The organism is Aeromonas sp. RU39B, assembly GCF_900156095.1.
GTDB lineage: Bacteria > Pseudomonadota > Gammaproteobacteria > Enterobacterales > Aeromonadaceae > Aeromonas.
This window is the reverse complement of sequence record NZ_FTMJ01000019.1, coordinates 36,002-62,033: the sequence shown is the minus strand read 5'-3', so window position 1 is coordinate 62,033 and position 26,032 is coordinate 36,002. Positions and strand designations below refer to the sequence as shown.

18 protein-coding genes, 1 tRNA gene and 1 pseudogene are annotated in these 26,032 nt (G+C 59.0%); 11 read left to right on the top strand and 9 right to left on the bottom strand.

All coding sequences use genetic code 11. The annotated features are described in order from the left end of the window. Positions 1-132: 132 nt before the first annotated feature. From glmS to BW958_RS19185, 6 genes are all read right to left on the bottom strand, one after another. Positions 133-1,965 carry a glutamine--fructose-6-phosphate transaminase (isomerizing) gene (gene glmS / locus BW958_RS19210; RefSeq protein WP_076577521.1) on the bottom strand — a complete coding sequence of 611 codons (1,833 nt, stop codon included), beginning with the start codon at positions 1,963-1,965 and terminating at the stop codon, positions 133-135. Positions 1,966-1,984: 19 nt separating this feature from the next. After that, on the bottom strand, positions 1,985-2,758 hold the full coding sequence (locus BW958_RS19205; RefSeq protein WP_076577520.1) for a DeoR/GlpR family DNA-binding transcription regulator: 774 nt from the start codon (positions 2,756-2,758) through the stop codon (positions 1,985-1,987). Positions 2,759-2,884: 126 nt separating this feature from the next. Continuing rightward, entirely contained in the window at positions 2,885-3,889 is a 1,005-nt protein-coding gene (locus BW958_RS19200; RefSeq protein WP_076577519.1) for a sensor domain-containing diguanylate cyclase, read from the bottom strand. 65 nt (positions 3,890-3,954) lie between these two features. After that, on the bottom strand, positions 3,955-6,816 hold the full coding sequence (glnE, locus tag BW958_RS19195) for a bifunctional [glutamate--ammonia ligase]-adenylyl-L-tyrosine phosphorylase/[glutamate--ammonia-ligase] adenylyltransferase (RefSeq protein ID WP_076577518.1): 2,862 nt from the start codon (positions 6,814-6,816) through the stop codon (positions 3,955-3,957). A 60-nt stretch (positions 6,817-6,876) separates the two neighbouring features. Next, positions 6,877-7,299 carry a GNAT family N-acetyltransferase gene (locus tag BW958_RS19190; RefSeq protein WP_076577517.1) on the bottom strand — a complete coding sequence of 141 codons (423 nt, stop codon included), beginning with the start codon at positions 7,297-7,299 and terminating at the stop codon, positions 6,877-6,879. Positions 7,300-7,353: 54 nt separating this feature from the next. Continuing rightward, complete coding sequence (locus tag BW958_RS19185) at positions 7,354-8,604, bottom strand: methyl-accepting chemotaxis protein (protein ID WP_076577516.1); 1,251 nt, start codon at positions 8,602-8,604, stop codon at positions 7,354-7,356. Between the two features lie 282 nt (positions 8,605-8,886). Between BW958_RS19185 and BW958_RS19180 the strand changes: the two genes are divergently transcribed. Together BW958_RS19180 and putA are read left to right on the top strand one after the other, a co-directional pair. Continuing rightward, a complete protein-coding gene (locus BW958_RS19180) occupies positions 8,887-9,486 on the top strand; it encodes a TIGR04211 family SH3 domain-containing protein (protein ID WP_076577515.1) in 600 nt (199 codons plus the stop codon). A 251-nt stretch (positions 9,487-9,737) separates the two neighbouring features. Beyond that, positions 9,738-12,902, top strand: coding sequence for a bifunctional proline dehydrogenase/L-glutamate gamma-semialdehyde dehydrogenase PutA (gene putA, locus BW958_RS19175; RefSeq protein ID WP_076577514.1), 3,165 nt, complete (start codon positions 9,738-9,740; stop codon positions 12,900-12,902). Positions 12,903-12,966: 64 nt separating this feature from the next. On the opposite strand, the gene tsaD is transcribed toward putA, so the two are convergent. After that, the gene (tsaD, locus tag BW958_RS19170; protein ID WP_076577513.1) at positions 12,967-13,980 is read right to left on the bottom strand and encodes a tRNA (adenosine(37)-N6)-threonylcarbamoyltransferase complex transferase subunit TsaD; all 1,014 of its coding nucleotides are present in this window, start codon (positions 13,978-13,980) and stop codon (positions 12,967-12,969) included. Positions 13,981-14,161: 181 nt separating this feature from the next. On the opposite strand from tsaD, the gene rpsU reads away from it, so the two are divergent. From rpsU to BW958_RS19135, 7 genes and pseudogenes are all read left to right on the top strand, one after another. After that, positions 14,162-14,377, top strand: a complete 216-nt coding sequence (rpsU, locus tag BW958_RS19165; RefSeq protein ID WP_005309452.1) for a 30S ribosomal protein S21 — start codon at positions 14,162-14,164, stop codon at positions 14,375-14,377. Between the two features lie 15 nt (positions 14,378-14,392). Continuing rightward, on the top strand, positions 14,393-14,836 hold the full coding sequence (locus BW958_RS19160) for a GatB/YqeY domain-containing protein (protein ID WP_076577512.1): 444 nt from the start codon (positions 14,393-14,395) through the stop codon (positions 14,834-14,836). A gap of 81 nt (positions 14,837-14,917) precedes the next feature. Continuing rightward, positions 14,918-16,706 (top strand): annotated as a pseudogene (dnaG, locus tag BW958_RS19155) (DNA primase). 217 nt (positions 16,707-16,923) lie between these two features. Further along, positions 16,924-18,795: an RNA polymerase sigma factor RpoD gene (rpoD, locus tag BW958_RS19150; RefSeq protein WP_076577510.1), complete on the top strand. Its 1,872-nt coding sequence runs from the start codon at positions 16,924-16,926 to the stop codon at positions 18,793-18,795. Positions 18,796-18,934: 139 nt separating this feature from the next. Further along, positions 18,935-19,010: transfer RNA gene (locus BW958_RS19145), tRNA-Ile, on the top strand. Positions 19,011-19,223: 213 nt separating this feature from the next. After that, positions 19,224-19,913 (top strand): helix-turn-helix transcriptional regulator, encoded by a 690-nt coding sequence (locus tag BW958_RS19140; protein WP_076577509.1) that lies wholly within the window; start codon positions 19,224-19,226, stop codon positions 19,911-19,913. Continuing rightward, on the top strand, positions 19,910-21,202 hold the full coding sequence (locus tag BW958_RS19135) for an L-cysteine desulfidase family protein (protein ID WP_076577508.1): 1,293 nt from the start codon (positions 19,910-19,912) through the stop codon (positions 21,200-21,202). The genes BW958_RS19140 and BW958_RS19135 overlap by 4 nt, the downstream gene beginning before the upstream one ends. A gap of 57 nt (positions 21,203-21,259) precedes the next feature. Here the strand turns inward: BW958_RS19135 and BW958_RS19130 are convergent, their stop codons facing one another. After that, on the bottom strand, positions 21,260-22,015 hold the full coding sequence (locus tag BW958_RS19130) for an outer membrane protein assembly factor BamD (protein WP_083687416.1): 756 nt from the start codon (positions 22,013-22,015) through the stop codon (positions 21,260-21,262). A gap of 117 nt (positions 22,016-22,132) precedes the next feature. On the opposite strand from BW958_RS19130, the gene rluD reads away from it, so the two are divergent. Then, positions 22,133-23,113, top strand: coding sequence for a 23S rRNA pseudouridine(1911/1915/1917) synthase RluD (rluD, locus tag BW958_RS19125; protein ID WP_076577506.1), 981 nt, complete (start codon positions 22,133-22,135; stop codon positions 23,111-23,113). 123 nt (positions 23,114-23,236) lie between these two features. Next, the gene (pgeF, locus tag BW958_RS19120; RefSeq protein ID WP_076577505.1) at positions 23,237-23,980 is read left to right on the top strand and encodes a peptidoglycan editing factor PgeF; all 744 of its coding nucleotides are present in this window, start codon (positions 23,237-23,239) and stop codon (positions 23,978-23,980) included. Positions 23,981-24,058: 78 nt separating this feature from the next. Here pgeF and BW958_RS19115 read toward each other — a convergent pair whose 3' ends face one another. Continuing rightward, positions 24,059-25,957, bottom strand: coding sequence for a PhoX family protein (locus BW958_RS19115; RefSeq protein WP_076577504.1), 1,899 nt, complete (start codon positions 25,955-25,957; stop codon positions 24,059-24,061). Positions 25,958-26,032: the final 75 nt, after the last annotated feature.

The window sequence follows — 26,032 nt, the reverse complement described above, 5'->3', positions numbered from 1 at the left end:
GTCTTGAACTACAGTCAACTTGAAACTTTCGTCATACCTAGCCATGAAAATACCCCAAAGGTTGGATTTGCGTCCAACTTTTGGGGTGCAGTTCATCGGAGGGGTTTTGCTTTTATGGCCGAGGCGGCGGAATTATTCCACGGTCACGCTCTTAGCGAGGTTGCGCGGCTGGTCCACGTCGGTGCCCTTGATCAGCGCCACGTAGTAAGAGAGCAGCTGCATCGGTACGGTGTAGACGATGGGGGCAATCACCTCTTCGACGTGGTTGATGTTCATCACCCGCATGGTATCGTTGCTCTTAAAGCCGGTGGCTTCGTCGGCAAACACATAGAGGATACCGCCACGGGCCCGCACCTCTTCGATGTTGGACTTGAGCTTCTCCAGCAGGTCGTTGTTCGGTGCCACCACGATGATCGGCATTTCGGCATCGATCAGAGCCAACGGACCGTGCTTGAGCTCACCGGCCGCATAGGCCTCGGCGTGGATGTAGGAGATCTCCTTCATCTTCAGCGCCCCTTCCATGGCGATGGGGTACTGATCGCCACGGCCAAGGAACAGGCTGTGATGCTTGTCCGCAAACTCTTCGGCCAGCGCTTCGATCTGCTTGGCCAGTGACAGGGTCTCTTTGATGCGCTGCGGTAGAGTTTGCAGTGCCTTGACCAGACCCGCTTCGACGGCGCTGTCGAGGTTGCCACGGCAGCGACCGATAGCGGCCACCAGCATCAGCAAACCGGCCAGCTGGGTGGTAAAGGCCTTGGTAGAGGCCACCCCAATCTCGGCACCGGCACGGGTCATAAAGGCCAGTTCCGATTCACGCACCAGCGAGGAGCCCGGCACGTTACAGATAGCCAGCGAGCTCATGTAACCGGAGGCCTTGGCCAGACGCAGCGCCGCCAGGGTATCGGCGGTTTCACCACTTTGGGAGAGCGTGATCAGCAGGCTACCGGGACGAACCACCGACTTGCGATAACGGAACTCGGAGGCGATCTCCACATCGCAAGAGACACCGGCGATGGACTCAAACCAGTAGCGGGCAACCATACCGGAGTTGTAGGAGGTGCCGCAGGCAACGATCTGTACGTGCTGCACCTGTTCAAAGATGGAGCGGGCGCCGTTACCGAACGACTCAACCACCACATGATCGCCACCGAGACGCCCTTCCAGAGTCTGGCCGATGGCGTGCGGCTGCTCGTGGATCTCCTTGAGCATGTAGTGGCGATATTCGCCCTTGTCACCGGCGTCGTGGGAGATGTCGGACTCCTTCTCTTCACGCTCGACCAGATCGCCGTTGACGTCATAAATGGTGACATCGCGGCGGGTCACCTCGGCTACATCCCCCTCTTCGAGGAAGATAAAGCGGCGAGTAACCGGCAGCAGGGCCAGCTGGTCGGAGGCAATGAAGTTTTCACCGATACCGCGGCCAATCACCAGCGGCGAGCCGGAGCGGGCCACCACCAGACGGCTGTCATCACGACTATCGACCACCACGGTGCCGTAAGCACCGCGCAGACGCTTGACCGCTTTTTGCATGGCCGCGAGCAGGCTGGGTGAGCTCTTCTGCTCGTGATGCACCAGGTGCGCAATCACTTCGGTGTCGGTGTCGGAGGCAAATTCGTAGCCCAGACCCATCAGCTCGACACGCAGCTCTTCATGGTTTTCGATGATGCCATTGTGGACGATCACGATATGGCCGGAGACGTGCGGGTGGGCGTTACGCTCGGACGGCTCACCGTGAGTGGCCCAACGGGTGTGGGCAATCCCGGTGCCGCCGTGTACCGCTTGCTCTTCCAGAGCGTTGGCGAGCTCAGCCACCTTCCCCAGACGACGCACGCGCTGCAGAGCATGCTCGCTACTGAACACGGCCACACCGGCCGAATCGTAGCCGCGGTACTCAAGACGGCGCAGCCCTTCAACCAGAATTTCCGCTACATCACGCTGGGCAACCGCCCCGACAATGCCACACATAGAAGTACTCCTTGGAATATCAGTTCGAAAGGGGGGCGCAGATCAGCGTCACCCCCTGTGCTTGAATCTTGTCCCTTGCCTCGGCAGGCAGGGCGTCATCGGTCACCAGGGTCTGAATACTCGCCCACGGCAACTCGAGGTTGGGAATACGGCGACCGATCTTCTCCGACTCGACCATCACAATCACTTCACGGGCCACCTCGGCCATCACGCGCGACAGACCCACCAACTCATTGAAGGTGGTCGTGCCCCGCTCCAGATCGATGCCATCGGCACCGATAAACAGCTGGTCAAAGTCGTAAGAGCGCAGCACCTGCTCGGCCACCTGCCCCTGAAACGACTCGGAGTGCGGGTCCCAGGTGCCACCGGTCATCAGCAAGGTGGGTTCGTTCTCCAGCTCGCGCAGTGCACCGGCCACGCCCAGAGAGTTGGTCATCACAATCAGGCCGCGCTTGCTACCCAGCAGGGGAATCATGGCGCTGGTGGTGGTGCCACTGTCGATGATAATGCGGTTGTGATCGCGAAGGTGTTCGGCCGCAGCACGAGCAATCGCTTTCTTTCGTTTCGAAACTTGTTCCGGATTCTCCTCCACCACCATCTCGCTGGGCAGCGGTACGGCACCGCCGTAACGACGCAGCAGCAGACCGCCGGTTTCCAGCAGAGCCAGATCCTTGCGGATAGTCACTTCGGAGGTAGTAAAACGGCGGGCCAGCTCATCGACGCTCACTTCGCCACGCTCCTGAACCAGGGCGACGATGGCATGACGGCGTTGTTGGGTGTTACGTTTGGTCACGGATAAAGTTTCGATTCGAAAGAATCTCGAAATATTACCAGCAAAAAACCCACGATGAAAAGAGGAAATCGAGCATTTCGAAAGATAAAGGAGTGGAATGGCGCTGATTCGGCGTCAGACAACCGGTTACGGCTCGCAGCAGATCCGGTTTTTACCCTGTCTTTTGGCCTGATAGAGCGCCCGATCGGCGCGTACCATCAGCTGTTGAGGCGTGTCGTGACGCTGGTATTGTGCCAACCCTATGCTCAAGCTTCCCCGCTCGCCCCCCACCAACAGATGGGTCTGCAGCAGCGCCTGAATCTTGTTGGCCACAACCTTAGCTTCAGAGAGCGGGGTATTGGGCAGCACGACCATAAACTCATCGCCGCCCCAACGCCCCAGCAGATCAATTTCACGCAGGTGGGGACGTATCAGCGCCACTAGCCCAATCAGGGTTTGATCGCCCGCGGCGTGACCCCATCGGTCGTTGATGCGTTTGAAGTTATCCATGTCCATCAGCAGCAGAGAGAGCGGATGGTTAAAGCGCTGTGAGCGATCACATTCGCTTTGCAGACTCTTCTCCATGGCGTAGCGGTTGGCGGCGCCGGTCAGGCCATCGGTTTCAGCTAACCGGCGATTCTCCTCCAGCTGAGCCTGTAACTGCGCATTGACCCGCTGCAATTCGCTGGTGCGATCGGCCACCAGATGCTCAAGTGTGTAAGTGCGCTGCTCGAGTTGCTCAAGCAGCAGCTTGCGGGCATGAATATCACGGTGGGCGCCGATCATGCGGGCCACACTGCCATCGGCATTACGCGCCACAATATGGCCGCGATCCTCAATCCAGACATAACCGCCCTGACGGGTTTTGCAGCGATACTCGATGCCGTACTCCGGCACAATACCGTTGAGATAATCGTCGAAATGGGCCATCACCCGCTCGAGATCCTCCGGATGGATCACCGATTCCCAGGTAAAGACAGTATTGCCAAGGGTGTGGGGCTCGTAGCCGAGCATCCGATACCAGCCGGGGTTGCGATAGACAAAGCCGGTGTTTGCATTCCAGTCCCAAATACCATCACTGATCACCTCGAGGATGGTCTGCACGACCTGTTGATCCACATCCTGTATGGTGATGACGGGTCTGTCGTTCATGGTCTCGCTCCCCGGCGCTTGCTCGCCCAGATACACAGTGTAGACAAACGATTTTGTGTTTTTTATCAGTACGTTGCATCAGGCTCGAGCAACTGCCGCCACATCTTGGTCACATGCGCACGCTCGGCGGGCAACTCGTCATCAGCCACCCGGCGCGATAGCTCCGACAGCTTGAGGCGATGGCCCAGATCGCGGATTTGCACATAGGCATGTTTAAGCCCCTCCGCCTCCGCCAAGGTCAACACACCGGTCATCACGCACTCATCAAAGATCCGCACATTATCAGACCAGAGCGTCAGGGCGTCGGGATGCTCAGCGGCATAAGCCAGCACCAGATATTGGGCAATAAACTCGATGTCTACCATGCCGCCCGGTGACTGCTTGAGGTCGAACTCCCCCGCGCCAGCCTTGTTGAGGTGATCACGCATCTTGGCGCGCATCTCGCACACCTGACGCCCCAGTTCAGCCAGATCGCGCTCGCGGGAGAGCACCTCACGGCGCACCCGGGCAAAGTCAGCCAGCAGGGTGGCATCGCCGTGAATGGGGCGGGCGCGCACCAGCGCCTGATGCTCCCAGGTCCAAGCCTCGCTCTGTTGATAGTGCTCGAACGCCGCGAGGGAGCAGACCAACAGGCCAGCATCGCCGGAGGGGCGCAGCCGCATATCCACTTCATACAAAATGCCGGAGGCCGTGCGGGTGCTAAACAGGTGCAACACCCGCTGGGCCAGACGAATGTAAAACTGGCGACTGTCGATCGATTTGGGTCCGGTGGTGTAACCGGCCGGATCGCCGCCGTGCAAAAACACCAGATCGAGATCCGAGCCATAGCCAAGCTCAATACCGCCGAGCTTGCCATAGGCCACCACGGCAAACCCGCGCTCACCACTCTCGGCCACTTCGGGCGGCACGCCGTAGCGCTCGCTCATCTGGCTCCAGGCCAGATTGACCACCTCTTCCACAATCGCCTCGGCCAGCCAGGTGAGGTGATCGCTCACCTTCATCAGCGGCAAGGCGCCAGCAATGTCTGCGGCCACGATGCGCAGTAGCTGGATCTGCTTGAACTGGCGCAGCGCTTCCATCTGCTGCTCCACATCCTCTTCCGGCACCCGCAGCAAGAACTGACGCAATTGCGGCTTGTAGTGATCCAGCGGGGTCGGATGATACAGGTGCTGCGGATCGAGCAACTCATCGAGCAGGATCGGGTAGCGGGAGAGCTGCTCGCTGACCAGACCGCTAGCATCGCACAGGCGCACCAGCTGATGCAGCGCCGCCGGGTTTTCCACCAGCAGTTGCAGATAGGCGCTACGGGTAAAGATGCGGGTCAGCAGACGGGAGAGCCGCTCGAACAGAATGGCCGGATGATCGCTCTCCACCACCCGACGCAACAATTCAGGCATCAGCCAATCCAGTGCAGCCCGCCCCTGCGGCCCCATCTGACGGCGCCCCGCCTCATCACGGATGTGCAGCAGATGACCGGCCAGCGACGGCGCTTCGGCCGCGCCCTGCTCGTTGAGCTGGGCAATCAGCTCGTCACGCTCAAGGGAAGTGCGCCACAGATCGACCCACACTTGGGCCACGTTGGCCGGCGCCTCCTTCTCTTCCCCCACCACCTGCACAAACTCGCTGTGCACGGCGGCCATGGCGCTGTCGAGCTGACTCATCAGCGCATCCCAATCCGCCAGCTCCATGGCATGGGTCAAACGCAGGCAATCCCGCTCGTCGCCAGGCAGGGTCTGGGTCTGTTGATCGCCAATCTCCTGCAGCAGGTTTTCCACCCGGCGCAGCAACCGGTAAGCGGCCAGCAGACGGGCGCACGACTCGGGGCTCAGCGCACCGCTCTGCTCGATGGCAGCCAGCGCCAGCGGCAGATGGCGTACTCGCAGCGCCGGCTCGCGACCGCCACGGATCAGCTGCAGCGCCTGCACGATAAATTCCACTTCACGAATGCCGCCAGCGCCAAGCTTGATGTTGCCCACCAGTCCCTTGCGGCGCACTTCGGCGGCGATCATCGCCTTCATCTGGCGCAGGCCATCGATGACGCCGAAATCGATGTAACGGCGAAAGACGAAGGGGCGCAGCAACTCGCCCAGCTCGCGGCTGTAATCACATTCCGGACCGATCACCCGCGCCTTGACCATGGCGTAGCGCTCCCAGCTGCGCCCGTGGTGCTGGTAGTAATCCTCCATCGCGGCAAACGACACCGCCAGCGGACCGGCATCGCCAAACGGCCGCAGCCGCATATCGACCCGAAACACCTGACCGTCGGCGGTGCTTTGATGCAGCGCGTTGATGATGCGCTGCCCCAGCTTGATAAAAAACGGCTGATTGGCCATCTCGCGGCGACCACCGCGGGTCACGCCGTTTTCCGGGAAGGTAAAGATAAGATCGATATCCGAGGAGAAGTTGAGCTCGCCGCCGCCCAGTTTGCCCATTCCGAGGATCAGCAGCGGCTGCGGGTTGCCGGCTTCATCGCATGGCGTGCCCAGCTCGCGGCACTGCAGATCATAGAGCCAGTCGCGCGCCGCCCCGATCAAGGCATCAGCCAGCCGGGTCAGGTGGACAAAGCTCTCTTCCACTTCGCTGTGCCCGAGCAGCTCCCGCCAGGCAATCACCACCATGTGACGGCGACGAAAACGGCGCAGCGCCCGCTTGAGGGCCTCTTCATCCTGCACTGCGTCGAGCGCCGCCGTCAGCCATGCCGGATAGTGTGGCCAACGCTCACTCTCGGCCAGCTCGCCACTGTGCAGCAGATCGAAGAGCAGGGCTGGCTCGCGGATCAGCGACTCGCCCACAAAATCCGACAACCCCAACACCTGCAGCAGAGTGTCACGCTCTGCCAGAGGTAACTCAGCATAATGGGGCGCCAGTGCCAGCAAGCGCTGCCATTGACGTTCGGCGATAGAGGAAAGAGAGGCGGGCAGGGTCACAGCAGAGGCTTCCTTTGCAGCTGGTTATGGCTGCCAATCTAGCATCCCTGCTAGCTCAAGTCACAAGCTGCGCAGGTAGATATCAGGGTCGTAGCGCTCCATCAGACTCTCGGGCTTGGCTGGCGCCACAAAGCCGTGACGAGCGTAAAGTTGATGGGCATCCGAGGTAGCCAGCGCGAATCGGCGCAGCCCCTGCAAGTCAGGATGCGCCATGACAGCTGCGACAAGTGCTTTACCCAGTCCACGCCCCTGCGCCTCGGGCAGCACAAACACATCAGAGAGATAACCGTAGGTGGCGTAATCGGTGATCACGCGGCAAAACGCCAGCTGGTGTCCGTCTTCATACAGACCGAAGCACAGAGAATGCCGCAGGGCTTTTTCCAGGGTGGTGCGCGGAATAGCACGAGCCCAATAACTCTGCTCGCTAAGATAGTGATGGATCAGCCCGATATCGAGCCGGTGCGGGTCAGTTGAAATCTCCACGAGGACTCCCTGTCAAACAGTGGCAAGGAGTCCTTTATGGCGTGATATGGATGCTTAGTCCAGCTTGAAAGCGCGAATGGATTTGTCGAGCGACTGGCTGTGCTGCTCGACTTGGGCACTGGCCTCCATCAGCTCGCGAATGACGATGACCGAGCCCTCTACGATCTGTTTGACCTGAGTGAGGTTGCTCTCCATCTCTTCTGCCACCGTGCTCTGCTGCTCGGCGGCCGAGGCGATCTGAATGTTCATGTCCGCCACGCCGTGCACCCGCTCCACGATGGTTTCGAGCTGACTGCCGGCACGGTTGACCTGCTCTACCCCGGCATCGGCCTGGGCCACGCTCTGCGCCATCAGCTCGGTCGCCTGACGGGCGCCTTGCTGCAGCTGTTCGATCATCTGCTGGATCTCGACCGTTGCCGCTTGCGCACGATTGGCAAGAGAGCGCACCTCATCGGCCACCACCGCGAAGCCGCGGCCGGCTTCACCGGCACGCGCCGCTTCGATGGCGGCATTGAGCGCCAGCAGGTTGGTCTGTTCCGAGATGCTGCGAATGGTATCCACCACCGAGCCAATACGCTGCACACCATGCTCCACATCAGCCACCACGTTGGACGAGCGTTGAATGTTGCCCGACAGCGCCGAAATGGTTGCCACCGTTTCGGCTACATATCCCTGCCCCTCTTCAGCCAAGGTCCGCGTTTGCGTAGTTGCCCGCGATGCCTGTTCGGCGTGGCCGGCCACATCGCGCACCGACGCAGCCATTTCACTCATGGCACCGGCCAGTTGCTCAATCTGTTTGAACTCCTCGGAGATCGACTCATTCGCCTCTTCCATACAGAGGCTGACTTGCGAGGCAAGATCACCCATCTCCTTGCTGATGGCGCGTTGATGACCAAACACATCGCGCAGATGATCCTGTGAATTGGCCAGTGCCCTGGCTATATCACCAAACTCGTCACGGCAGGTGAGCTCGACCTTATGGCTGAGATCTTGCTGGGAAAAGCGCTGCAGGAAACTGACCAGATAGTGCACCTGACGCACCATCAACCGTGAACCGGCCATCAGCACGATGACAAAGAACACCCCCATGGCCCCTGTTTCCAGCAGGCCCGCCCACACCAGTCGATTAGCAATCTCTTCGGCTTGCGCCGGCAGGATCCCCGAGTCTCTCAGCGTGACTTCAAGATGACTGGCGTCAAACCACAGCTTGCCAAGCAGCAACACCGTACTGACGACCATTAATGCCACTACCTTTGGAACTAGACGAACATCGCCCAAACGACGCTCCAACGCATTAAAGCGCATCTTACTCCTCCCCCCGGATTGTCAGTTTTCCCTGACTGATCAACACATATCGACATATTCGACCCTTTCGTTAACACATCCCACGACCAGGACACAAAAATGGCATCTAGCTCACTACTTTGTTGTAAAGTGGATTCATTGGATACCTTTTCATTCATCCATGTTCTGTCGAGCGCCCCGCTGCCTGCCTCACACTCCCAACGACTTGTTCTTGTGGTTTGTCCCTGTCGCGGCTTAACATCCAACACTGTTTTTCCACCATTAGTGAGACCATTAACGATCATGCGTGTCCTCGTCGGGATTCTGCTCGCACTGTGCGCCCATCTGGCCCAGGCCGAGAGCCGTTATGTATCCGAAAATATCTACACCTACATCCATGGCGGCCCGGGAACCCAATTCCGCATTATTGGCAGTATCAAGGCGGGTGAACCGGTCGAGGTTCAGGGTCAGGGTGAAGGCGGTTTTCTCCAGATCGTCGATACCAAGGGGCGCAGCGGCTGGGTTAAAGCCGATGATCTGCAGAGCACGCCCAGCTTCCGTCAGCGTGAGGCCGAGCAGCAAAAGACCATTGATGAGCTCAAGGGTCGCCTGCAAAACCTCAATGGTGATAACGAGCGCCTGTTTGCCGAGAAGGATGAGACCATCAAGTCCCAGCAGCAGCAGCTGGATAGCCTGAAGGCGCAACTCAAACGTCAAACCGATCAGATTGATACCCTCAAGCAGCAAAATGAGGCGCTCAATCAGGGCTATGACAATCGTGAACACGACATGCAGATGGACTGGTTTATCCGGGGTGGCCTGATGGTGGCAGGCGGTCTGGTACTGGGTCTGCTGCTGCCGATGCTGCCGCGTCGTCGCCGCAAAGATCGCTGGATGGATTGATTGCACGAGAGTGATTGATGAGAGGGCGCCCAGGCGCCCTCTCTGCTTTGGCGCCTGCTCGACAAAAATCGTATACGATTTTTATTATCTAAGACCCATAAAGCCCCAAAGAGCGCCGCAATTGGGACCTGATTCGCGATTTTTAACCAGATAAAAACATTTCCATTTCATACATCATAGAGAGATTGTATACATTACTGTCACTCAGGCCATGCGCCATCCCATCCACGGGTGTACAGGAAGACCCCTCTATGTTTAAAGCAACCCAGGTTCTCGCCCCCGATTACCGACCCACCGATCTCGCCGCACTGCGGGAAGCCATCACACAAAACTATGTGGTGGATGAAAATGCTTACCTTGCCGAGCTATCAGCCATGCTGCCAAACGATGGCGCATCACTCGAACGCATCACGGCACGGGCGCGGGCTTTAGTTGGCAAGGTGCGCGAAGAGAACGGCGCCGGTGATGGCATTGATGCTTTCTTGCAGGAGTACAGCCTGGATACCCAGGAGGGTATTATTCTGATGTGCCTGGCCGAAGCCTTGCTGCGCATTCCCGATGCCGAGACGGCCGATGCCCTGATCCGCGACAAGCTCTCCGGTGCCAACTGGGCATCCCACTTTCGCAAAAGTGACTCGACCCTGGTCAATGCTTCGACCTGGGGTCTGATGCTGACGGGTAAGATCATCAAGCTCGACCACAAACTCGACGGTAATCCGGCTAACCTGCTCGGGCGCATGGTCAGCAAGCTGGGTGAGCCCGTGGTGCGCTCGGCTATGTATGCCGCCATGAAAATCATGGGCAAACAGTTTGTCCTCGGCCGCGACATGAAAGAGGCGCTCAAGGCGAGCCGCAAGCAACGCGAACAAGGCTTTACTCACACTTACGACATGCTGGGAGAGTCGGCGCTGACCCTGCAGGATGCCGACAAATACCTGACCGATTATCGCAACGCCATCGAAGCGGTTGGCAGTGAGCGGATCAATGATGGTGGCCCGGCGCCGTCCATCTCCATCAAACTCTCGGCCCTTCATCCGCGCTATGACGTGGCTCACCGCGAGCGAGTGCTCGGCGAGATGGCGGATCGTCTGATCGGCCTGCTGCAGTTGGCCCGTGAACGGGATGTGGCCATCAGCATTGATGCCGAAGAGATGGATCGTCTCGAGTTGTCGCTCGATCTGTTTGAACTCCTCTATCGCAGCGAGGCTAATCGCGGCTGGGGCAAGCTGGGGATGGTGGTGCAGGCTTACTCCAAGCGGGCACTGCCGGTATTGTGCTGGCTGACCGCGCTGGCGCGCGAGCAAGGTGATCTGATTCCGGTGCGGCTGGTCAAGGGCGCGTATTGGGACAGCGAGCTCAAATATGCCCAGCAGGCTGGCCTGCCCGGCTATCCGCTGTTTACCCGCAAGGCAGGAACTGATGTCTCCTACCTCGCCTGTGCCCGCTACCTGTTGAGTGACGCCACTCTGGGCGCCATTTCGCCCCAGTTTGCCACCCACAATGCCCATACCGTGGTCACCATTCTCGACATGGCCGGCCATCGCGCCATCGAGTTTCAGCGCCTGCACGGCATGGGCGATGAGCTCTATCACACGGTTTTGAAGGAAAATCCGGGCTTGGCCTGCCGCATCTATGCACCGGTCGGAGCCCACAAGGATCTACTGCCCTATCTGGTACGCCGGTTGCTCGAAAACGGCGCCAACACCTCCTTTGTGCACAAGCTGGTCGACCCTGACACACCGGTTGACCATCTGGCCGAGCACCCTCTGCGCACCCTCAAACGCACCCCGAGTCTGGCCAACGACCGGATTCCACAGCCGGTAAACCTGTTTAGCGACCGCAAAAATTCCAGCGGCGTGAACATGAATATTGCCTCCATCCAGCGCCCCTTCTTTGCCAGGTTAAAAGAGTTGGAAAACCAGCAGTGGCAAGGCGGCCCTATCGTGAACGGCCAGACGCTGACATCCGGCGAAGCGCGTCATGTTTTGAGCCCACAGGACATGAGCCACAGCGTTGGCAAGATCCACTGGGCCGACAGCCATGCCGTGGAGCTGGCGCTGGCGTCCGCTCACAGCGCCTTCCCGCGCTGGCGTGACACCCCGGTACATCAGCGCGCCGCCGCACTGGACAAACTGGCCGACCTGCTGGAAGCCAACCGCGAGCAGTTCATCTCGCTGTGTACCCGCGAAGCCGGCAAGCTGCTGCAAGATGGTATCGACGAAGTGCGCGAGGCCGTGGATTTCTGCCGCTACTACGCGCTGCAAGCCCGCAACATGATGAACAAGGCGACCTTGTTGCCCGGCTATACCGGTGAGCAAAATGAGCTGTTCTTGCAAGGGCGCGGCGTATTTGTCTGTATCAGTCCGTGGAACTTCCCGCTCGCTATCTTCCTGGGCCAAGTGGCGGCGGCCCTTGCCACCGGTAATAGCGTGATCGCCAAACCGGCCGAGCAGACCGGGTTGATTGCCCACCTGGCGGTGACGTTGGCACATCAGGCCGGCATTCCAGGCGATGTACTGCATCTGCTGCCGGGTGATGGTGCCAGCGTCGGGGCGCCTCTGACCGCCGATCGCCGTATCGGTGGCGTCTGCTTCACCGGCTCCACCGAGACCGCCAAGCTCATCAACCAAACCCTGGCCAACCGGGATGGCGCGATCCTGCCGCTGATTGCCGAAACCGGCGGTCAGAACGCCATGATTGTGGATTCCACCGCGCTGCCCGAGCAGGTGGTGCGTGACGTAGTCAGTGCCGCCTTCCAGAGTGCCGGCCAACGCTGCTCGGCCCTGCGCGTTCTCTATTTGCAAGAGGAGATCGCCGATCGGGTACTGGAGATCCTCACCGGTGCGATGCAGGAGTTGGTCGTCGGCAATCCGGCCGAGCACGCCACCGATGTTGGGCCGGTGATTGATGCCGATGCCAAAAATGGCTTGGAGCTGCACTTGGCGCGGATGATGCCCAAATGCCGCCTGATTGCCCAAGCGCCCATGCCCAGGGCGACGCTGGAGGGACACTTCGTACAACCGACGGCGCTGGAGATCCGCTCCATCACCGAGCTGGAGCGCGAACAATTTGGCCCGATCCTGCATGTAGTGCGCTACGCCGCCCGCGATGTGGAGCAGGTCATCAACGAGATCAACGGCACCGGCTATGGGCTGACCCTCGGCATTCACAGCCGTAATGAATCTCACGCCGAAGCACTGGCCAGCCGGATCCAGGCCGGTAACGTCTACATTAACCGCAATCAGATTGGTGCCGTCGTCGGCGTGCAACCGTTTGGTGGTCAAGGCCTCTCCGGCACCGGCCCCAAGGCGGGCGGCCCGCACTATCTGCACCGCTTCGTGACCGAAAAGACCCGCACCATCAACACCACGGCGGTCGGCGGCAACGCCAGCCTGCTGGCGATGGGCGATGCCTGACGATATGCCATAAATGACAAGAGCCGCCCGAGGGCGGCTCTTTACTTGAGGAGGATCGTCCGGATCACACCGGATCCAGCGTATCGAGCGGCCAACGTGGCACGGCTTTAACTTCAAGCGATTCGAACACGCCTGCCTTAAGGCGCTGCATACCGGCATAAGCGATCATGGCGCCGTTGTCGGTGCAATATTCGGTGCGCGGATAAAACACCTCGCCACCGAGATCCTGCATCATCTCGGCCAGCTGGGCACGCAGATAGCGGTTGGCACTCACTCCGCCCGCCACCACCAGACGCTTGAGGCCGGTCTCTTTCAAAGCCCGGCGGCACTTGATGGCCAGCGTATCCACCACCGCAGCCTGAAACGCGTGGGCGATATCGGCACGGGTCTGCTCGTCACTCCCCTCGGCCGCAATGGTATTGGCCGCGAAGGTTTTAAGGCCGGAGAAGCTCATGTCGAGCCCGGGCCGGTCAGTCATCGGTCGCGGAAACACAAACCGACCCGGAGTGCCCTTCTCGGCCAGCCGTGACAGCAGCGGACCACCCGGATAATCGAGCCCCATCAGCTTGGCCGTTTTGTCGAACGCTTCACCGGCAGCATCGTCAATGGACTCGCCAAGCACCTGATAGCGGCCGATACCATCGACGCGGACCAGCATGGAGTGACCCCCCGAGACCAGCAGGGCAACAAAGGGAAATTCGGGCGCTTGCTCTTCGAGCATGGGAGCCAGCAAGTGGCCTTCCATATGATGCACAGCCACAGCCGGCTTGCCCCAGGCCATGGCCAGGGAGCGACCAATGGTGGCACCGACCAGCAGGGCGCCAACCAGACCGGGACCGGCGGTGTAGGCGATGCCGTCGATGTCATCTTTGCCAAGGCCGGCTTCTTTCAATGCGGCCTGGATCAAGGGGATCGTCTTGCGCACATGGTCACGACTCGCCAGCTCCGGCACAACACCGCCGTAATCCGCATGGAGCTTGACCTGGCTATAGAGTTGGTGGGAGAGGATCCCATGTTGATCGTCGAAGATCGCGATCCCGGTTTCGTCACAGGACGTCTCGATACCCAATACACGCATTGCTTTGAATTTTTCACTGCTAAAATGTGGCGGGTATGGTACCCTTCGCGGGTTTTTTAGACCAGCGATCTCTGCCGGGTTTACTTTCATTCCCGAAGCTGAGTATAATTTCGCACCATTTTAAGTCATGCTGTTCGCGCCTCGCGCCCAGCAACCCATTTATCACCGAGGTGAAAGGCACATGCCCGTAATTAAAGTCCGTGAAAACGAGCCGTTTGACGTAGCCCTGCGTCGCTTCAAGCGTTCTTGCGAAAAGGCCGGTATCCTGTCCGAAGTTCGTAGCCGTGAGTTCTACGAAAAGCCGACCACTATCCGCAAGCGCGCCAAGGCTTCCGCTGTTAAGCGTCACGCCAAGAAGCTGTCTCGCGAAAACGCACGTCGCATCCGTCTGTACTAATCCGGGAACACTGCCGTGTCTCTGAAGGATCTGCTCAAGGATCAACAGAAGGCTGCCATGCTGGCCAGAGCTAAGGCCCGTCTTGGCACCATTCGTCTGTTGATGGCCGAAATCAAGCAGCGCGAAGTCGATACCCGCACTGAATTGGGTGACGAGGAAATCCTGGCTGTGGTGACCAAGATGGTCAAACAGCGTCGTGATTCCATCTCCCAGTTTGAGGCCGCTGGCCGCCAGGATCTCGCCGATGCGGAAGCCGCCGAGATCAGTGTGCTGCAGGAATTCCTGCCGCAACAACTGAGTGCCGAGGAGATCGCCGCCCTGATCGAGCAAGCCATTGCCGAAACCGGTGCCGCCGCCATGGCGGACATGGGCAAGGTGATGGGCGTCCTGAAGCCGAAGATCCAGGGACGTGCCGACGTTGGCGCTGTTAGCGCACAGGTGAAAACCCGTCTGGCATAAGGCAGTTTTCGTATTAGTGACAAAAGAAGCCGTGCTTCTCCGGAATGCGCGGCTTTTTTATTCTCTTGAAACAGGGCAACCATGGCAGGCAGGATTCCACAATCCTTTATCGATGACCTTTTGGCCCGTACCGATATTGTCGAGCTGATCGACAGTCGGGTGCGCCTCAAGAAAGCCGGTAAAAACTATCAGGCCTGCTGCCCGTTTCATAACGAGAAGAGCCCCTCTTTCTCCGTCAGCCCGGAAAAGCAGTTTTATCACTGCTTTGGTTGCGGCGCTCACGGTAACGCCATCGGGTTTGTCATGGCCTACGATGGTCTGGAATTTCCGGACGCCATCGAAGAGCTGGCCAACCTGCATGGCATGACGGTCCCACGCGAGCAGAGCGGCGGCGGTACGGGGGGTTCCTCCCAGCCCGCTGTCAGTAAAGATCTGTTCGAACTGATGGTACAGATTGCCCGCTTCTACGAATCGAATCTCAAGTCGGCGCCCCAGGCGGTGGAATACCTCAAGGGACGCGGCCTGACCGGGGATGTGGTCAAGAAGTTTGCTATCGGCTATGCCCCCAACGAGTGGGATCAGGTTCGCCGCCGCTTCGGTGCCGGTCGTGAGCAAGAACAACAGCTGATCACCGGCGGCATGCTGATCACCCGGGACAATGGTCCGGGCAGTTATGACCGTTTCCGGGATCGCATCATGTTCCCGATCCGCGACAAGCGCGGCCGGGTCATCGGCTTTGGTGGCCGGGTGTTGGGTGAAGGGACGCCCAAGTATCTCAACTCTCCAGAAACCCCGATCTTCCACAAGGGGCGTGAGCTTTACGGCCTTTATGAAGTGCGCCAGGCCCACAAGGACCCGCGCCGAGTGCTGGTGGTAGAAGGCTATATGGACGTGGTGGCACTGGCTCAGTACGACATCGATTACGCTGTCGCTGCGCTCGGTACTGCCACCACCAGTGACCATATCCACACCCTGTTTCGCACGACGGCCGAGGTAGTCTGCTGCTACGACGGCGATAATGCCGGACGCGAGGCCGCCTGGCGGGCACTGGATAACGCCTTGCCCCATCTGCAGGATGGGCGAGAACTCAAGTTCGTGTTCCTGCCGGACGGGGAAGATCCGGACTCGCTGGTGCGCCAGATTGGCAAGGCCGAATTTGAGGCGCTGCTCGAGCAAGCGCAGCCCTTTGCCGAGTTTATGTTCGAGCGTCTCGAGCGCGATGCCGCCCTAGAAGGGGAAGCAGGACGTTATGAGGTGGCCAACAAAGCTGCTGAGCTTATTCGCCGGGTACCGGAAGGATTTACCCGCGAGGGGTTGATTACCCGCCTGTCACGCATGATGCGCTGGGGTGAGAACAAGCAGCGTATCGACGAGCTGTTTGCTCGCCACAGCCAACCGAAAACCGACCAAGCGCGTCCGCAGCGCGGCAAACTGACGCCGCTGCGCCGGGCACTGGCCTTGATGGTGCAATATCCGGTGCTGGCCGCCGAACTGCCCATCATGCCTGAGCTGGCAGAGCTGCGTTTGGCCGGCATGACGTTTCTGCTTAAGTTGCACGAGCAGATCGTCAGCCACCCCTCAGTCACCACCGCCATCCTGCTGGAGCACTGGCGTGGTAGCAAAGAGGGAGAGATCTTGTCGCAACTGGCGATGCATGATCTCTATGAAGGGATGGACATTGAGCAGGATGCCGTGCAGCAAGAGCTGGAAGATACCTTTGTCGGGTTTATCAACCAGTTTCTCAAGCAGAGAGTGGACGATCTGCAAGCCAAAGTAAGCCAGGAAGGGCTGACGCAGGATGAAACCCGCGAGCTGCTGTTACTGCTCAAGGAAGTTTCACAAGAAAAAAAGAAATGACAACGGGGCTTGAAATTTGCCGGTCCAGCCCCTATACCAGAGCTGTTGCCCGAATCAGCGGGATGAAAAGAAGCAATATGATCACTGACCACCTGGCCCACTCATACCACTGGGCAGGGGTTTCTCTCAGTAACGCCGCAACCAGACATGGCATGTCTGGCGGTTTTCTATTAGAATTGGCTATTTGCGCATCAGCGCATTGAATCGCGCAACCTAGCAACACCAACCGGATGAGTTCTATGGAGCAAACCCCGCAGTCTCAGCTTAAACTCCTCGTTGCCAAAGGTAAAGAACAGGGCTACCTGACCTATGCCGAGGTGAACGATCACCTCCCGCAGGATATTGTCGACTCCGATCAAATCGAAGACATCATCCAGATGATCAACGATATGGGTATCCAGGTGGTGGAAAACGCCCCCGATGCCGACGACCTGATCATGTCTGACGCCACTGCCGACGAGGATGCTGCCGAAGCCGCCGCCCAGGCTCTGGCATCTGTTGAATCCGAGATTGGCCGCACCACCGATCCCGTGCGCATGTATATGCGTGAAATGGGCACCGTTGAACTGCTGACTCGTGAAGGCGAAATCGACATCGCCAAGCGAATCGAAGATGGTATCAACCAGGTTCAGAGCTCCGTGGCCGAATACCCGGAAGCGATCACCTACCTGCTCGAACAGTACGACAAGTTTGAAGCCGAACAGCTTCGCCTCTCTGACATCATCTCCGGTTTCGTTAACCCTGACGAAGCCGATGATATGGGCCCTTCCGCCACTCACATCGGCTCCGAGCTCGGTGAAGATGACTTGGCTGATGAAGACAGCTCTGATGACGAAGACGAGGACGAAGACGAGGAAGGCAACGACAACAGCGACGACGATGGTGATGGTGGTCCGGATCCGGAAGTCGCCCGCGAAAAATTTGGCGAACTTCGTGATCAATACGAAGTCACCCGCCAATCGATTCGCAGCAAGGGTCGTGCTCACCCCGAAACCCAGGCCGAAATCGCCAAGCTGGCTGATGTATTCCGCCAATTCCGCCTGATGCCCAAGCAGTTCGACCGCTTGGTCAACAACATGCGTGACATGATGGAGCGCGTGCGTGTGCAAGAGCGCATCATCCTCAAGCTGTGTGTTGAACAGGCCAAGATGCCGAAGAAGACCTTTGTCACCGCATTCACCAACAACGAGTGCGAAACTGCCTGGTTTGAGTACCAGAAGCAGGCTGGCAAGGCTTGGTCGACCTCGCTGCAAGGCGTCGAAGAAGAGGTGCTGCGTGCGATTACCAAGCTGCAGCAGATCGAAGAGGAGACCGGTCTCTCCATCGCCCAGATCAAGGATATCAACCGTCGCATGAGCATCGGTGAAGCCAAGGCTCGCCGTGCCAAGAAAGAGATGGTTGAGGCCAACTTGCGTCTGGTTATCTCGATCGCCAAGAAGTACACCAACCGTGGTCTGCAGTTCCTGGATCTGATCCAGGAAGGCAACATCGGTCTGATGAAAGCGGTAGACAAGTTCGAATACCGTCGTGGCTACAAGTTCTCGACCTATGCAACCTGGTGGATCCGTCAGGCCATTACCCGCTCCATTGCGGACCAGGCCCGTACCATCCGTATCCCGGTACACATGATTGAGACCATCAACAAGCTCAACCGCATCTCCCGTCAAATGCTTCAGGAGATGGGCCGTGAACCGAGCCCGGAAGAGCTGGCCATGCGTATGGGCATGCCGGAAGACAAGATCCGCAAGGTGCTGAAGATCGCCAAGGAGCCTATCTCGATGGAAACCCCCATCGGTGATGATGAAGACTCCCATCTTGGCGACTTTATCGAGGATACCACCCTCTCCCTGCCGGCCGATGCGGCTACCAGCGAAAGCTTGCGCAACGCTACCCGCGAAGTGCTGGCCGGTCTGACTGCTCGTGAAGCCAAGGTACTGCGCATGCGTTTCGGTATCGACATGAACACTGACCACACCCTCGAGGAAGTGGGCAAGCAGTTCGATGTGACCCGTGAACGTATTCGTCAGATCGAGGCCAAGGCCCTGCGTAAACTGCGTCACCCGAGCCGCTCGGAAGTGCTGCGCAGCTTCTTGGACGAATAACTCGCCAAGACTCATTGAGGCTCCTTCGGGAGCCTTTTTTATTTCCAAGCTCACTGCTCAATCCGTCGACAAGTGATTGATCCGACTATGGACGCTCTCCGGTGATTCCCCTATAATCGCCGCCACAAAATGCCATTTCGGCCCCTTAGCTCAGTGGTCAGAGCAGGCGACTCATAATCGCTTGGTCCCCAGTTCAAGCCTGGGAGGGGCCACCACCTTACCTGCGGCTCACGTCTTTATGACGTGGGCCGTTGTCGTTTCTACAGCGTGCCCAGCATCGTAGCGCCAGCCAGAAGGTTGCACGCACATACATTCTGTTGAGAATAATCCTAGTTATTCTCAACAGTGGGGATTGAATAGCCAATTTATGGCGACTATCATGGCGCTCCATCGCATTTACTCAACTTTTGTTGAAAGTGGAACGCCCCATGCAATCTCTTGGCCCCGGATTACCGCTTACCGATGAGGATCGTCACCTGATCGCCAGCTTCGAGCCGGCAGTCGAGGCCATCGCAGCCCTGTTTGGCGACGGCTGTGAAGTGGTTCTGCACGCCTTCGATAACCTGCACGCATCGGTGATCAAGATTGCTAACGGTCACGTCACCGGTCGTCGTGAAGGGGCCCCGGTCACCGATTTTGCCCTCTCCCGCCTCACCAGCGCCGAAGGGATACAGTGGAGCAGCTATTTCACCCGTACCCGCGAAGGCGGCATGATGAAATCGGCCTCGGTCACGATCCGCAATCGCGCCGGTCAGGCCATCGGCATGTTGTGCGTTAACTTCAGCCTGGATGCCCCGCTCGGTGGCCTGCTGCAAGCCCTGACGCCGGTGATGAACCCGGAGGCGACCCGCCATGAGACCTTTGCCCATTCGGTAGAAGATCTGGTCGATCAGGTGATCGCCCGGGTGGATGAAGACCCGGACCAAGGGATCGGTTCGCGCAATAAGGCGATCATCTGCCATCTTTTTGATCAGGGTATCTTTGATATCAAAGATGCCGCCCAGCAGGTTGCCGACCGCCTTGGCATCTCGCGCCACACAGTTTACCTGCATATACGCAATCATAAAGCTACCCAGGCTACGGCCGAGGGCACATCCCACACAGAGACGTCGACATGACACAACAATGGTCTGATTTTATTGTCCTGCTCAAGCGGGAAGTAGTGCCTGCCCTGGGCTGTACCGAGCCGATGTCGGTGGCCCTGGCGGCCGCCAACTGCCGCAAACTGCTAGGCTGCGAGCCTGAGCGCATGATGGTGTGGGTCAGTGGCAACCTGTTCAAGAACGGCATGGGTGTCGGCGTGCCCGGCACCGGCATGATCGGTCTGCCAGTCGCTGCCGCCGTGGGCGCTGTCGGAGGCAACCCGGAGGGTGGTCTGCAGGTACTCAAAACGCTGACAGCCGAGCAGGTAGAGCACGCCAAGACGCTGCTGCCGACCATTGCTGTCGATGTGAAGGATGTGCCCGATGTGCTCTATGCCGAGGTTGTGGCAGAGGCGGTCGGCCACACGGCACGCGTGGTGATTTGTACCGATCACACCCGCATCATCCTGATGGAAAAAGATGGTGAGGTGGTGATGCAGCAAGGCAGCGCCCCTGGCGTGCAGATTCAAGCGGCCAAATCTGACAAGCCCGCCATGTCACTGCGCGAGATTGTCGACTTCGCATTGAGCGTACCGCTGACCGAGATCGACTTCATTCTCGAAGCCGCGCGTCTTAATCAAGCACTGGCGGATGAAGGCTTGCAGGGCTATGGTCTGCGCATCGGCCAGATCCTCACCCAGCAGGTAGAGCGCAAGCTGCTCTCTGATGATTTGATGACGCTGGCCATGCGTCTCTCTTCTGCCGCCTCCGATGCCCGGATGGATGGCGCCATGCTGCCGGCCATGTCCAACTCCGGCTCGGGCAACCAAGGAATCGCCGCCACCATGCCGGTGGTCGCTGCCGCCCGTTTCCTTCATGCCGATGACGAGCAGCTGACCCGGGCGCTGGTGATGAGCCATCTGATTGCCATCTACATCAAGACCTATCAGAACAAGCTCTCCGCCCTGTGTGCGGCCAGTACCGCCGCCATGGGGTCGGGCGCGGCTATCACTTGGCTGCTGGGCGGCCAGTACGAGCAGATCAGCCACTGCATCAATAACATGATTGGCGACGTATCCGGCATTATCTGTGACGGTGCGGGCAGCGCCTGCTCGATGAAGGTCTCGACCTCCACCTCGGCAGCGGTGAAATCCTCCCTGCTCGCCATCAACAATCTGCGCGTGACCCAAAGCGAGGGGATCGTGTCGGATAATGTGGATCAGACCATCGCCAATCTGGGGCGGCTGTCCAAGGAGGGGATGCTCGATACCGACATCGAGATCATCAATATCATGCGCACCAAGCAGCAGAAGAGCGCGGGCTAGCGGATAAAAAAAACCGGTGCAGTTGCACCGGTTTTTTTACTCAACCGAGAGAGGGCGTTAGCCACCCACCAGCTCGTTGTTCGGATAGTTCTTGGCCAGCACGGCACGGGCGTTTTGGGCCATGGCCGGCATCTTCAGGTCAGTGTAGGCATTGACCATCAGCTCCAGCGCCTGCTCGGTCTGCGGCGTATCCGGGAAGTCTTCCACCAGTTGCTTGGCGCGGTTGGCGGCAGCAATCAGGGCACCACGCTTGACGTAGTACTGAGCCACGCTCAGGTCATACTTGGCCAGCCGGGTTTTGAGGCTGATCATACGGGCACGGGCGTCGGCAGCATACTGGCTGGTCGGATAGTTCTGCAGCAGCAGCTTGAAATCCTTAAACGCCTGACGGGCATAGGACGGATCCTTGTCATCACGATCGATGCCAAAGAAGTCCTGGAAGAAGTTAAAGTCTGCCGCCATGTTGGTAAGGCCACGCATGTAGTAGACGTAATCGATGTTCTTGTGCGCCGGATTCAGACGGATAAAGCGATCGATGTTGGCAATCGCCTGAGCGGTATCATCCTGCTTGTAGTAGGCATAGATGAGATCCAGCTGCACCTGCGTGGAATAGGCACCGAACGGGTAGCGTGAATCGAGCGCCTCAAGCAGTTCGATGGCACTGGCATAGCTACCGGAGTCGAGCTTGACGCGGGCTTTCTGATAGAGAACCTCGGGCGGCTCATCCGGGATCTTGGGCTTGGTGCTGGAACAGCCGGTGGCCATCATGGTGACCAAGGCCAGCGACAACAGCAGGCGAGACTTCTTTCCCATCAACAATATCCGGTCCATTTCCACGAAATTGGCAAAGTATCCGTTATGCTTGGCTAAAAGAAAAGCTAGAATGTCGTGATTATTTTTGAATTGATAACCCAGCTCAAGAGACGTTAGATGAGCCAGCAAATCGAACTGACAGGTGCATTCCAGGATCACCAATACGGGCAACGCCTCGACCAGGCTCTGGCCGAACTGTTTCCCGACTACTCCCGGACCAGAATCAAGGAGTGGATTCTGCAAGATCGCGTGACCCTGGATGGTCAGGTTGCCAACACCCCGCGGGAAAAAATTCTCGCCGGGCAGAACGTCCATATCCAGGTGGAGCTGGAGGATGACACACGCTTTGATGGTCAGGATATCGACCTGAACATCGTTTTTGAAGATGAACATATTCTGGTGATCGACAAGCCGGCAGGTCTGGTGGTCCACCCGGGCGCCGGTACGCCGGATGGCACCGTACTGAACGCCCTGCTGCACCGCTACCCCGGCATTGCCGAAGTGCCGCGGGCCGGCATCGTGCACCGCCTCGACAAGGACACCACAGGTCTGATGGTGATTGCCAAGACGGTTCCGGCGCAAACCCACCTGGTCACTGACTTGCAGGCGCGTCAGATCACCCGTGAGTACGAAGCCATTGCCATCGGTCATATGACGGCAGGTGGCACGGTTGACGCCCCCATCGGTCGCCATCCGACCCAGCGTACTCACATGGCGGTTGTGCCGGGCGGACGCCCCTCGGTCACTCACTATCGGGTGCATGAGAAGTTCCGTGGTCACACCCGTCTGCGTCTGCGCCTGGAAACCGGCCGGACTCACCAGATCCGGGTACACATGGCCCATATCAAGCATCCGCTGGTCGGCGATCCGGTCTATGGCGGTCGTCTGCGCCCGCTGCGTAACGCCACCCCGGAGCTGACCGAAGCGCTGCGCGGTTTCCGTCGTCAGGCGCTGCACGCCACCATGCTGCAACTGGCTCACCCCATCACCGGCGAGATGCTGCAGTGGCACTCCCCAACCCCGCAGGACATGCTGGATCTGATGGAGGTGCTGCGCGCCGACACCGAGGCCAACCCGGACGATCTGGTCTGGATGTAAGCATTAATCTGTAACGGGGCTGCGGCCCCGTTTTTTATTTCTCCGTGTTTTCGCCACCCCCTCAGTTGCCTGACAGACCTCATCCCGTTATGGTCATGGGCATTCTGTTGTCGGAGCTTATTCATGTCCCTTGATTTCATCACACCTGACTGGCCGGCTCCGGCCACGGTTCGCGCACTCTCAACCACCCGAGCAGGCGGCGTCAGCGGCGGCGTGTTTCGCGCCCTGAATCTGGGCGACCACGTCGGTGACGATCCAACCTGCGTGGCAACCAACCGCCGCTTGCTGCAGCAGACAGCGGGCATTCCAGGCACCATTCCCTGGCTCTCGCAGGTCCATGGTTGCGTGGTGCATCCTGCCGATGCGCCCTACCGTGCAACGCCAGAAGCTGACGCAACCTGCGCCCATGTCGCCGGGCAACCTTGCGTGGTGATGACGGCAGACTGCCTGCCGGTGCTGTTTTGTAATCGTGCCGGTAGCGTTGTTGCTGCGGCGCACGCTGGCTGGCGTGGTCTACACGGTGGCGTATTAGAGGCGACAATTGCCAGTATGGGCTGTGCGCCAGGGGATCTGCTCGCCTGGATGGGACCGGCTATCGGCCCGGAGGCGTTTGAAGTCGGCCCGGAAGTGAGAGAGGCGTTTATCAGCGAGCAGGCCGAAGCGGCCACAGCGTTTCAGCCCTCGCCCCATCAGGGCAAATGGTTGGCGGATATCTATCTGCTGGCCAGATTGCGCCTGGCGCGAGCGGGCGTGTCGGCTGTCTATGGCGGGGAGCATTGTACCGTCAGCGCGCCAGAGCGTTTCTTCTCTTATCGCCGTGACGGACAGACTGGCCGCATGGCCAGCCTGATCTGGATTGAGCCGTAATCAGCGCCGGACAAACCGCCCCGGCGCATCGTCTGCATGATAGGAAAGCCGGCTCCGAATGAGCGAGCCGGCACCTCGTCATCCCAGTTCTGGCATGCCTGTGACATACCCTACCGCCGCCCCAAAGCGGTCGCGATAGTTGGCTCGCACCAGCGGATCGAGCGTCTCTTTGACCACATCATGCAGTGGGCTCTCCCAATCGCCGGGGTGCTGCAGGTTGCTCATGATGTAGGTCCAGCCATTGATCTCATCCACCGCATGCAGGCCGGTTGACTCGGCGCCTGCCGGGCAGGAGAGGATACGGCTGAGCTCACGGGTATCGACGTTGTAGGCCCACAGGAAGTTGTTGACGTGGTTGCCGCTGTCTTCGCCGATAAACAGGGTGCGTAACTTCTCCGAGAACTTCAGATTGTCGGGATTGGCAATCTTGTCGGCATGTGCCGTGTTGCCGAGGGCATCGGCCTTGGAAAGATCTTCCCCCACCAGCGCAGCCGGCGGTGCCATGTGCGTGGAGACCCACTCACTGTCGATGGGCTGACCGTCGAGATCCTGTTGGCCGCCCTGCAGAATGTGCTCATACACCGCTCCTGCCTTTGGCCCCTCGACGTGAATGTCGCCGCTGCCATCAGTCATGCTTTTGTAGACATACGACATGGCCGAATAAGCGCGCTTGTCGGCAATGTTGAGGGTCGTCCCTTCCATCTTGCTAAAGCCGAGCGAGCCACCAACCAGCGCAGCGTAGCGGTGGGTTTCGAGAAACGCAGCTGCTTTCTCCATGCCCGGTTGCAACTTCACCCAGTGTGGCTTGCCGTTAAAACCGATCTTGGTAAATGACGCATCGCCCGGATCTTTAAAGGCCACCGTCATGATCTGCTCGGGCTTGATACCACCTGCCACCAGCGCCTTGATCTCATCGCTGCTGGCGTGACCGAGCTTGATCCAGCTGATGTCACCCGCCCCCGGCCCTTTACCGGAAACCTGCTTCCACTTGGCCACATACAGGGTGCCGGCAGAGAGATCGCGCGGCCGGTCGGCCACAAACATAAACAACCCACCATTGGTGGCATCGTCCCCCATCAGCACGGTGCGCTCATCCGGCATCACCTGTACCAGCTCATGAGAGATGCGCCCCAAACAGTAGTGTTTTTGCACACTGCCGCTGCCATCAGGATGGACGGTCACTTCGGGCAGATGGCCGTAGTGGTAAGGGTTGGCCTTGGCCGGATCGCCAAACAGATGCTGGCTGTAGCCCTGAAACTGCTCATCACCGGCCGCCTTGAAGGCATCGGGCTCGTACTCTTCACTGGAGAGATGCGTATTCCAGGGGGAGAGGCTAGCGCCACAGGTGATCCACAATCCCTGTACCGGACTGGTATCGACATTGTGGTACTGCACCAGCGTCAGCTCGCCGGTGTCGGGGTTCTGATCGAGCGTCAGCACCGCAATCGGTGATGGCAACTTGCCATACATGTCATCGCCGTTCGCCGCCCGCGAAGTGTATTCAAACTGCACCACGGCAAACACCGTATGACCTTTAACCCCGGCGACCTTGGCGCCCGGCAACGTCAGCAGGCTGCTGCCATCGGGGCAATCAGAGAAAAATTGCTGACCGTTGGTATTAAGGATGGGGGCATGGTGAATATCGTAATACCCCCCTGCCAGAAGGGTGCCGCCCTTGCCGTCCGGCACTTGATCCCCGGTAATAAAGAACGGCTTGTAGCCAAGGCGGAAGGTTTTGCTGCTGCCATCGCTGTAGTTCACCACCATGCTCGATTTGACGGTAGTGGTCGCCATCTCGGCCGGATTGGCCAGTGTAGGCGCCGCCATAGGCACAAAACGAACGGAGGCGGCTTTCAGATCGGCGGCGAACACGCTGTTGCTTATCATGCCAGCTAGTCCACCGGCCAGCGGCAACAGAGGGGTTCCGGCAATAAATTGCAGCAGTTTGCGACGCGCCGGATCTACGCTATGGGTCATGGAGAAACTCCCTTGGTCGAGGATCAATGCCACCTTGCCCACTGGCGCTGGCAGCCCATACCCACCACTAATATC

Bases quoted from the DNA above. Each gene is read 5' to 3' on its own strand.
- glmS (WP_076577521.1), bottom strand. From the start codon at position 1,965: ATGTGTGGCATTGTCGGGGCGGTTGCCCAGCGTGATGTAGCGGAAATT.
- BW958_RS19200 (WP_076577519.1), bottom strand. From the start codon at position 3,889: ATGAACGACAGACCCGTCATCACCATACAGGATGTGGATCAACAGGTC.
- BW958_RS19185 (WP_076577516.1), bottom strand. From the start codon at position 8,604: ATGCGCTTTAATGCGTTGGAGCGTCGTTTGGGCGATGTTCGTCTAGTT.
- BW958_RS19180 (WP_076577515.1), top strand. From the start codon at position 8,887: ATGCGTGTCCTCGTCGGGATTCTGCTCGCACTGTGCGCCCATCTGGCC.
- putA (WP_076577514.1), top strand. From the start codon at position 9,738: ATGTTTAAAGCAACCCAGGTTCTCGCCCCCGATTACCGACCCACCGAT.
- tsaD (WP_076577513.1), bottom strand. From the start codon at position 13,980: ATGCGTGTATTGGGTATCGAGACGTCCTGTGACGAAACCGGGATCGCG.
- rpsU (WP_005309452.1), top strand. From the start codon at position 14,162: ATGCCCGTAATTAAAGTCCGTGAAAACGAGCCGTTTGACGTAGCCCTG.
- rpoD (WP_076577510.1), top strand. From the start codon at position 16,924: ATGAGTTCTATGGAGCAAACCCCGCAGTCTCAGCTTAAACTCCTCGTT.
- BW958_RS19140 (WP_076577509.1), top strand. From the start codon at position 19,224: ATGCAATCTCTTGGCCCCGGATTACCGCTTACCGATGAGGATCGTCAC.
- BW958_RS19135 (WP_076577508.1), top strand. From the start codon at position 19,910: ATGACACAACAATGGTCTGATTTTATTGTCCTGCTCAAGCGGGAAGTA.
- BW958_RS19130 (WP_083687416.1), bottom strand. From the start codon at position 22,015: ATGGGAAAGAAGTCTCGCCTGCTGTTGTCGCTGGCCTTGGTCACCATG.
- rluD (WP_076577506.1), top strand. From the start codon at position 22,133: ATGAGCCAGCAAATCGAACTGACAGGTGCATTCCAGGATCACCAATAC.
- pgeF (WP_076577505.1), top strand. From the start codon at position 23,237: ATGTCCCTTGATTTCATCACACCTGACTGGCCGGCTCCGGCCACGGTT.
- BW958_RS19115 (WP_076577504.1), bottom strand. From the start codon at position 25,957: ATGACCCATAGCGTAGATCCGGCGCGTCGCAAACTGCTGCAATTTATT.